Genomic DNA, 8,633 nt, shown 5'->3' with positions numbered 1-8,633 from the left:
GCGGCGGGTGGTGCGGCACGGCGGCGGGTGGTGCGGCACGGCGGCGGGTGGTGCGGCACGGCGGCGGGTGGTGCGGCACGGCGCGCGGTGCGGTGCGGCGGCGGCAGCGGTGCGGCGGCGCCGCCCCGGGAGTAGCGGCTGCGGCAGCAGGCCCGGCGGGTGACAGGCACCTGATCCCACGCGATGCCGAAGGCGAGCCGTCCTTCCAAGAAGGTCTGGGTGGGGTGGTCCCGTCACGAGCCGCACCTCAGCTCTTGCTGCATCTGAGGAGGAGGGTCAAGTCGACGAAAAGCGTGTCGACTTGACCCTCCTCCTCAGATGTGGCCAGCTCCAGGTGCGGCTCGTGACGGGACCACCCCACCGCACCCCACCCGCCAAGCAACGCGCCTCCGCCCAACGCAACAGGCGTGCCATCTACCTACGCGTGGCGTGGGCCGGTCTTTGATCAGATTGTGGGGGGTCTGGGGGGCGGAGTCCCCCAGGAAGCAGCGCAACAACACGCCCGCAACGCAACAGACCTACGGACTCACAACAGGAACCCGCCAACGCAACAGGGAAACAACCAACCCAACCAGCGCGCACCCACCCCCGAAGGCGAGTCAGCACTTCTCCATCTGAGGGTTCCGGTTCTCCGGCGCCTCATCCACCTTCAACACCCCACCCTCCCAAACCAGCACATACACGACCCGCCACCGAATACACCCCTCAGGCAAAGCAGGCGGAGCCTTCGAAACGTCCTGAGTGGACACGAACGAGATCAGCACCCGCAGCCGCCGCCCCACCACATCGGACTCGACGCGCTGCACCACCATCCCGCCGTCCCGGGTGCTCTCGTAAGCAGCGACCCACCCGGCCTCGGGCGTGGAGGAAACCCGCCGAGCCGACACCACCGCGCGCCAAGCGTCGAAGTCACGGGAGTTGATCGAGTCGAAGTAGGCCTGCAGCACTCGCTGCACCGCGGTCCGGTCCGGATGGGTGAAGGCATCGGGACTGAGCCGCACCTCCCCGGACCCTGGCACGGCCCCGGCAACGGACGAGGACGGCACCACGGGCGCCCCTCGGGCCTCGGCCGGGCGCGAGTACACGGTCCGGCCCACCATTCCGGCCGCCACAGCGGCTCCGGTGATCACGACCACGGCCGGCACCAGCCAGCGGCTTGCCACGCTCCCCACACGCGCAGCCTAGCCGCACGACACGCCGGGCAGCGGGGGGCCGCTCACAAAACGCGTCGCGTTACATCCAAACACGAATTTCACTCGAAAGATTACATCACACCGGAATTCACCGGGTGCATGTGGCAAGACAACGAGTGCTACATAAAAACTCAATGGACAATCTCAACATACGAATGGGTCCACACGGGGTACACCATACCGCCATTCAGCCGCACCAAACGCGCAATGGGAGCCAATCATGGCTTCACCCGGAAAGACCAGCCAACACAGCGAGTACATGACGCTTGTACCCACCTAACTATACGTCGAGATCCACTTGGAATACCGCAGCTCAGCGGTGCCGAGATTAAGAAACGGCAGAGTTCCGCTATGAGTCGTGGACGATGATGCCCTCCAGATGGTCGCTCGGCAAACATCTCAACCGGGTGAGATGGACCCAAACTTCATCACGTCGGGTCACATACGCGCCGGTAACCCGCCCTCGTTCGGACACGAACGCGGGACCCATATGACTCGAACGGCGGATTGGCCATAGCCGCGGAATTGTGCGGGAATATGCCGCAACAAAGAAAACGAAACGAGTCGAGGGAGGGAATTCGGTGGACCTCAGATACGAGGCGTACTGCTTCGCCGATCGGCAGTTCTACGATCTGCAGAGCGCCACCGAAAGCACTCCCGGGGACGACTTTTCGATCGAACTGCCCACGCTCCCGCCCGGCTGGGCGATGGTCGAGCGCAACGTGTGGCGGCACCAGCACCCCGAAGGTGTGCAGCTGCCGAACCAGGGGTGGAAGATCCACGTTTCCGCCGGACTCGACAACGCCGGCCGCGTGCTGAAAGCCACTTACGACTACTGCGTCGAGCGGCGCATCAGCTTCAAGTACCTGCGGACGGTGTCGATCGTCCTCGCACGCAACTCGAAGTACGCGCCGCGGGACGGCAGCGGGAAGCTGGTCACGATCTACCCGACCAGCGCCGAGCACCTCGAGACGATCTGCACCGAGCTCGCGCAGGTCCTCGACGGGGAGCACGGGGCCTACGTCCTGAGCGACCTGCGCTTCGGCAACGGGCCGCTGTACGTGCGCTACGGCGGGTTCGCCGAGCAGTGGCTCGAGGTCGACGGGCAGCAGGTGCTCGCGATCGAGGGGCCGGACGGCGCGCTCGTCGCGGACAAGCGCAAGCCGGTGTTCAGCCTCCCCGAGTGGATCGAGCTGCCGGCGTTCCTGAAGCCGCACCTGGCCGAGCGCAACGCGGGTGACCCCGAGAAGTTCCCGTACCAGATCAAGAGCTCGCTGCACTTCTCCAACGGTGGCGGTGTCTACCTCGCGACGCGCAAGAGCGACGGCAAGGAGGTCGTGCTCAAGGAGGCGCGGCCGCACGCCGGGCTCGACCGCGAAGGGCGTGACGCCGTGGCACGGCTGGAGCTCGAACACCAGATCCTCACGAGGCTGCACGGCGTCGAGGGCGTACCCGAGGTGTACGACCGCTTCACGGAGTGGGAGCACCTGTTCGTGGCCATGGAGTTCATGCCGGGGCGTTCGCTCGGGCAGTGGCTCGGCCACAACTACCCGTTGACGCACAAGGACACCGACGACGAGCTCCTCGAGAACTACCGCGTCAGGGCCGAAGCGCTCATCGCCAAGGTCGAGGACCTGGTGCGGAGGGTGCACGAGCGCGGTGTCGTGTTCGGCGACCTGCACACGATGAACATCCTGGTGGACGAGGACGACGAGGTCTCGCTGATCGACTTCGAGCTGTCGTCGGCGATTGAGGACGTGCACCGGCCGACGCTCGGCGCGCCGGGGTTCCAGGCGCCGCAGGACCGCGAGGGCTTCGACATCGACGCCTACCCGCTGGCCGCGCTCAAGCTGTGGATCTTCCTGCCGCTCAACGCGGTGCTGGAGCTCGCACCCGCCAAGCTGCGCCAGCACGTGCACGTCGTCGCGGAAAGGTTCGGGCTGAGCGAGGACTACCAGCGACAGATCCTCGACGTGCTCGCGCCGCGCGTCGACCCGCCGGCCGATCCCGCGTTCACCGCGTTCGACGACGACAGTCCGGATTGGACGGTCGTGCGCAAGGAGATCGCCACGGCGATCCTGCACAGCGCGACACCGCAGCGGAGCGACCGGCTGTTCCCCGGTGACATCGAGCAGTTCGAGACCGGCGGCACGGGCTTCGGCCACGGCGCGGCAGGTGTGCTGCACGCGCTCGCGGAGAGCGGCGAGGGCCGTTACCCCGAGCACGAGGACTGGCTGGTCAGGACGGTTCGCAACGACCCGCCCAAACAGCCCGGCTTCTTCGTCGGCGCGCACGGCATCGCGCACGTGCTGGAGAACTTCGGCCACTACGACATCGCCACCGAGCTCGTCGAGGGTTACGCCCCGCTCGTCCGCACCACGCAGGACCACGGGCTCAGCGCCGGCCTGTCCGGCATCGGCCTCAACCTGCTGCACTTCGCGAGCTCGCGAGCCGACCACGGCTTCGCGGTACAGGCCGAGGAGCTGGGCGAACGCCTCGCGAAGCAGCTGGAGCAGGCACCACCGCCCGGCGGCAAGGCGAAGGCCGGACTGCTGCACGGCTGGTCGGGTCCCGCGCTGTTCTTCCTGCGCATGTTCGAGCACACCGGGCAACGGCGCTGGCTCGACCTCTCCGAACAGGCGCTGGAACGCGACCTGGCCGAGACGATGGTCGCGCTGGACGGCTCCCTGCAGGTGCGCGACGGCACCTTCCGGAGCCTGCCGTACGTCGGCATCGGCGGGGCGGGAATCGCGTTGGTGCTGACGGAGTTCGCGAAGGTCGCGCCGGACCGCCCGTGTGCGGCGAAGCTTCCCGAGCTGCTCAGCGGCTGCACCGGCGAGTTCGTCATCCAGCCAGCTTTCACGCTGGGCAGGGCCGGACTGATGGCGACGCTGGCGCACGCGACCAGGCACCAGCCGGACGAGCACCTGGAACGCGCTGTCGGGCGGCACCTGAAGGCTCTCGGCTGGCACGCCGTGCGCTACGGCGGCGGGCTCGCCTTCCCCGGCGTGCAACTGCGCCGGCTCTCCATGGACCTCAACACCGGCGGCGCGGGCGTCCTGCTCGCGATCGCCTCCGCGGTGGACGGACGTCCACCACTTCCCTTCCTCGGAAGGACCCAGGCCCCGGTCCTCGCGGACCGGTAGCAAGAAGAGATCGATCCCTCGAAACTAGGAGACTGTCATGGGCTTCATCCTGGACATGCAGGACCTCGAGACCCCCGAGGCCCCGAGCAACGCGATGGCGTCGGGCCACGGCGGCGGCGGCGGTGGCGGTGGCTCCACGACCGCGTCCAACGCGTCGCTGCTGCTCCCGTGCTCGCACAGCACCGTCAGCCTGCTGGCCTGCTGACCTGCGCGTCAACTGAAACACCGCGGTGAGTGAGCGGCATAGGCGAAGTATGCCGCTCACCTCCGACTGCAGGGCCCGGCAGCCGGCCAGCTGTCGGGCCCTCGCTCATGATGCGCCCTCATGACCCTCCGGAGGAACAGCCGATGGCCAAACCCGGTGACGTCCTGCTGTTCTCCGTCGTCCGCCGCGACCACCGCCCGTGGTTCCTCCTGCTCAACGCCGCCGTGGCCACGACCGGCGGCCTGCTGCTCCCCGCGGCGCTGGCCGGCGCCGTCGACATGGCGCTGAGCGGCGAGTTCGTGTTGTTCACGGTGGTCTGGCTGCTCCTGCTGGCGGCGACGGAGATCGTCGGTGACGCGATCGGCATCGTACTCGCCGCGACCATCACCAGCCGCGCCACAGCCTGGTTGCGCCGCGAGCTCTCCCGGAAGCTCCTCTCTCTCGGCCACCCCTCCCCGTTCGCCGCCGGCGACGCGGTGAGCCGCGTGACGGGTGACTGCGGCAACGCGGGCGGCATCGCCGTCACGCTGATCACGCTGCTCGTCACCGCCGTGTCCTCGGTCGGCGCCGTGGTGGCGCTGGCGTTGCTGGACTGGCGGCTCGCGGTCGTGTTCGCGGTGAGCGTCCCGCTGGCGATGCTCCTGGTCCGCACGCACATGCAGCTCACCGCCGATGACGTCCTGGCGTACCAGGAGGTGTCCGGCGACGTGTCGGCCCGGCTGCTCGACGCGGTGTCCGGCAGGCGCACCATCGCCGCGGCGGGCATAGCCGGCCACGAGACCGAACGGGTGCTGCGGCCACTCCCCCGGCTCGCCGCCGCCGGTGCGGGCATGTGGCGCACCCAGGCGAAGATGATGTGGCGCGCCGGTCTCCTGCTGCCGGCCGTGGAGGTCGCCGTGCTGGTCACGGCCGGTTTCGGTGTGATGGAGGGCAGGCTGACCCCCGGCGACGTGCTGGCCGCGCTCGGCTACGCCGCGCTGGGCATGGGCGTGGTCGGCCAGATACCGCAGCTCACCGCGCTGGAACGCACCCGCGCGTCCGCGACCAGGATCGCCGAGGTGCTGGGCACCGAGGTGCCCGCCCGTCCGGCGGTGCTTCCCGGCGCGGGCGTCCTGGAACTGCGCGAGGTCACCGTCGGGACCGCCCTGCGCGACGTGACCCTCTCCATCCCCGCCGGCTCGTTCGCCGCGGTCGTCGGCAGGTCCGGCTCCGGCAAGTCGACGCTCGCCGCGGTGCTGGGCGGACTGTCCGCTGTGGACTCGGGGACGGTGCGGCGCGACGGCGCGATCGGTTACGCCTTCGAACGCCCGGCTTTGCTGGGCACGACGATCGGCCGTTCCATCGGCTATGGAACGGACTCCGACGAGATCCAGGTGCGTGACGCCGCCGTCGCCGCCCAAGTGCACGACGTGCTGATCCGCCTGCCGCAGGGCTACGAGACCCCCCTCGCCGATGCACCGCTGTCCGGCGGTGAGGTGCAACGGATCGGGCTGGCCCGCGCGATCATCCGAGATCCCGAGGTGCTCGTCCTGGACGACGCCACCGCGAGCCTGGACACGGTGACCGAGGCCAAAGTGGACAAGGCGCTCACCACCGCGCTGCCCGGCCGGACGAGAGTGGTCGTGACGCACCGCCCGGCGACGGCGGCCAGGGCGGACGTCGTGGTGTGGCTGGACGACGGCAGGGTCAGGGGTACCGGCACCCATCGAGAACTGTGGGAACACGAGGACTACCGCGCTGTGTTCACCGGGGGCGAGTGATGCGTTTCTACCTCTCCACGCTGGCAGGTCACCGCAGGGGCGTCCTCGTCCTGCTCGGCTGGTCGATGCTCGAAGGCATCCCGGCGTTCTTCGGCGGAAGGCTCGTCGGCACCGCCGTCGACAAGGGCTTCGCCGCGGGCAACCCGCTGGCCGGCGTCCTGTGGCTGCTGTCGTTCGCGGCACTCGCGGTGGTCGGCGCGCTCGGCCAGCGGCAGGTGTTCGCGCGGCTCGGCGCCGTCGTCGAACCGATGCGCGACGCCCTGGTCACCCGGATCGTGCGCGGCGTGCTGAGCGATCCGACGCACCGCCGGACCCCGGACGCCAGCGCGGTCGCCATGATCACCCGGCACGTCGAGGTGGTTCGCGACGCGACCGCGGGTGTGCTGGTGCAGGCCCGTGCCCTTCTGGTCACCACGGTCGCCGCGCTCATCGGCATCGCGACCACGGCAGCCGCGCTGATCTGGCTCGTGGTCCTGCCGATCGTGGCCGCGCTGGTGCTCTTCGGGCTGCTGCTCCCCTCCCTGGCCAAACGGCAGCGCGACGCCGTGATGGCCGACGAGCGCACGGCGGAAGCGTCCGGCGCGGTGCTCACCGGGCTCCGCGACGTCGCCGCGTGCGACGCGTCCGCCGAGGCGTACCGGGACGTCGCGAGGCAGGTGGACCAGCAGGCCAGGGCCACCGTCACCGTCGCGTGGGCCAACGCGTTGCGCGCCACGGTGATCGCGATCGGCGGGTTCGCCCCGATCGCGCTGCTGGTCGCGTTCGCTCCCCCGCTCGTCGCATCGGGTCAGCTCACCACGGGCGCGGTCCTCGCGGCGGTCGTCTACCTGACCAACAGCGTGAATCCCGCGCTGCACGGTCTGGCGCGCACGACCAGCACGGTCGTGATGCGGCTGATGGTCGCTCTCAAACGACTTCAGGAAGCGGCGCCGCGCACCGATGGAGCGATCGGTGCCGAGACCCCTGCCAACGGCGAGTTCGTGCTGAGGGACGTGACGTTCGGCTGGAGCCCGGACGCGGAACCGGTGCTGCGCGGCCTCTCGCTCGACCTGCGTCCCGGTGACCACCTCGCGGTGGTCGGCCCGTCCGGCATCGGCAAGTCCACAATGGCCAGTCTGCTGACCGGTCTGATGCCACCGGGCAACGGCTCCGTGCTGTTCGGCGGCGCCCCGGTCGACCAGGTGACCCCTGCGGTCAGGCACCATGCGATCGCACTGATCCCGCAGGAGACCTACCTGTTCACGGGCACTGTGCGGGAGAACCTCACGCTGCTGGCGCCGCGGGCGACGGACGAGGACCTGGTCGAAGCCGCGAAAAAGGTTGGCGCCACACCACTTCTGGACCGGCTCGGCGGGCTCGGCGCCAAGCTCGGCCACGGCGGGGAGGGACTTTCCGCTGGTGAGGCGCAGCTCCTGGCTCTCGCGAGGGTCTTCGTCACGTCCGCGAGCGTCGTGATCCTCGACGAGGCGACCTCACACCTGGACCCCGCCGCCGAGGCCCGCGTCGAACGGGCTTTCGCGCAGCGGGAAGGGATTCTCGTGGTGATCGCGCACCGGCTGAGCTCGGCGCTGCGCGCGAACCGGGTGCTGGTCATGGACGGCGGCAAGCCGTTGCTCGGCACCCACGAGCACCTGCTCAAGACCTCCGCGCTCTACGGACAGCTCATGCTGGCGTGGGATCCCACGCACCGGGAAGAAACCCCGCTGCCCAAACGGTGAGCGGGGGTCCACTCCGGACTGACCGGGCCGGTCAGCCGACACGGTGCAGCCAGGTGACGGGCGCGCCGTCTCCTGCGCGGCGGAACGGTTCGAGGGCGTCGTCCCAGGCGGCGCCGAGCAGCTCGTCGACGCCGTGCGCGAAGGACTCGCCACCACGGGCTTTGACCGCGAGCGCGCGCAGCTGGTCCTCGTTGACGACGATGTCGCCGTTCGCTGAGGTGCGGGCGTGCCACAGTCCCAAGACGGGCGCGAAGCTGAAGCGCTCGCCGTCCTGACCGGAGGAGGGCTCCTCGGTCACTTCGAATCTGAGCATGGGCCACGCGCGCAGCGCAGCCACTAGTTTGGCGCCGGTGCCGGCGTCTCCGGTCCACGCGCATTCCGCGCGCAACTGGCCTGGTGCCGCGGGTTGCGCTGCCCACCTGAGGTCTACCCGGACACCGAGGGTGCCCGAGATCGCCCACTCGACGTGCGGACAGACCGCAGACGGCGACGAGTGGACGTAAACCACGCCACTGGTGCTGCCACGGGTGCTCACTGCTGACCTCCGCTACTCGACGAGGGACGTCTTCCCCTACGCCTTTGCCGAGAGTGAGGTGATCACCGCGAAAACC

General features: G+C 69.4%; 7 protein-coding genes. 4 read left to right on the top strand and 3 right to left on the bottom strand.

Annotation, left to right across the window (positions count from 1 at the left end; all coding sequences use genetic code 11):
* Positions 1–209 (bottom strand): hypothetical protein (locus IEY88_RS39200; RefSeq protein WP_229694175.1); only part of this gene is annotated, 209 nt, incomplete at its 3' end.
* A 390-nt stretch (positions 210–599) separates the two neighbouring features.
* Complete coding sequence (locus IEY88_RS39195; RefSeq protein WP_189159978.1) at positions 600–1,172, bottom strand: hypothetical protein; 573 nt, start codon at positions 1,170–1,172, stop codon at positions 600–602.
* Between the two features lie 602 nt (positions 1,173–1,774).
* Between IEY88_RS39195 and lanKC the strand changes: the two genes are divergently transcribed.
* The 4 genes from lanKC to IEY88_RS39175 all read left to right on the top strand — a co-directional run bounded on the left by lanKC (position 1,775) and on the right by IEY88_RS39175 (position 8,022).
* Positions 1,775–4,339, top strand: a complete 2,565-nt coding sequence (gene lanKC, locus IEY88_RS39190) for a class III lanthionine synthetase LanKC (protein ID WP_189159977.1) — start codon at positions 1,775–1,777, stop codon at positions 4,337–4,339.
* 37 nt (positions 4,340–4,376) lie between these two features.
* Entirely contained in the window at positions 4,377–4,544 is a 168-nt protein-coding gene (locus tag IEY88_RS39185) for a SapB/AmfS family lanthipeptide (RefSeq protein ID WP_089950820.1), read from the top strand.
* A 143-nt stretch (positions 4,545–4,687) separates the two neighbouring features.
* Positions 4,688–6,304, top strand: a complete 1,617-nt coding sequence (locus IEY88_RS39180) for an ABC transporter ATP-binding protein (RefSeq protein WP_189159976.1) — start codon at positions 4,688–4,690, stop codon at positions 6,302–6,304.
* Positions 6,304–8,022 (top strand): ABC transporter ATP-binding protein, encoded by a 1,719-nt coding sequence (locus IEY88_RS39175; RefSeq protein ID WP_189159975.1) that lies wholly within the window; start codon positions 6,304–6,306, stop codon positions 8,020–8,022. Before IEY88_RS39180 ends, IEY88_RS39175 begins: the two co-directional genes overlap by 1 nt.
* Before the next feature lie 31 nt (positions 8,023–8,053).
* On the opposite strand, the gene IEY88_RS39170 is transcribed toward IEY88_RS39175, so the two are convergent.
* Positions 8,054–8,557 carry a DUF3145 domain-containing protein gene (locus IEY88_RS39170; protein WP_189159974.1) on the bottom strand — a complete coding sequence of 168 codons (504 nt, stop codon included), beginning with the start codon at positions 8,555–8,557 and terminating at the stop codon, positions 8,054–8,056.
* Positions 8,558–8,633: the final 76 nt, after the last annotated feature.

This window comes from Lentzea pudingi (assembly GCF_014646255.1).
In the GTDB taxonomy this organism is placed as follows: Bacteria; Actinomycetota; Actinomycetes; order Mycobacteriales; family Pseudonocardiaceae; genus Lentzea; species Lentzea pudingi.
The sequence above is the reverse complement of the archived record's forward strand: the minus strand, read 5'-3'. Positions and strand labels throughout refer to the sequence as shown.

Bases quoted from the DNA above. Each gene is read 5' to 3' on its own strand.
- IEY88_RS39180 (WP_189159976.1), top strand. From the start codon at position 4,688: ATGGCCAAACCCGGTGACGTCCTGCTGTTCTCCGTCGTCCGCCGCGAC.
- IEY88_RS39185 (WP_089950820.1), top strand. From the start codon at position 4,377: ATGGGCTTCATCCTGGACATGCAGGACCTCGAGACCCCCGAGGCCCCG.
- IEY88_RS39175 (WP_189159975.1), top strand. From the start codon at position 6,304: ATGCGTTTCTACCTCTCCACGCTGGCAGGTCACCGCAGGGGCGTCCTC.